The 329-nt window shown below is 57.1% G+C and carries 1 pseudogene; it reads left to right on the forward strand.

Annotated features, from left to right (window positions below):
- Nucleotides 1-329 (forward strand): annotated as a pseudogene (locus tag P0G09_RS16555) (polyphosphate kinase 1); the annotation flags it as partial.

Below are 329 nucleotides of genomic sequence, written 5' to 3' on the forward strand. Positions count from 1 at the left end.
CCCCATCCTCAGCCCGCAGATCGTGGACAACCGCCACCCGTTCACGTTCCTGGGCAATAAGGAAATCTACCTTGGCGCTCTGCTCAAGGAGAAAGAGGGCCAGAGCGTTGGCATGATCCCTATCTCCAGCCAGATGGAGCGGCTGATCCTGGTGCGCCGGGAGGGCAAGACCGAGTTTGCCCTGACCGAGGAACTGGTGCTGCATTACGCGTCCCTTATCTTCGGCAAGGATGCCGTACAGGAAAAATGCCTGTTCCGCGTCACCCGCTACGCCGACATTGATGTAAAAGAGGGCATGATGGACCATGATATCGATTACCGCGAGATCA

Source organism: Faecalibacterium sp. DFI.5.82 (genome assembly GCF_029076575.1).
In the GTDB taxonomy this organism is placed as follows: Bacteria; Bacillota; Clostridia; order Oscillospirales; family Ruminococcaceae; genus Faecalibacterium; species Faecalibacterium duncaniae.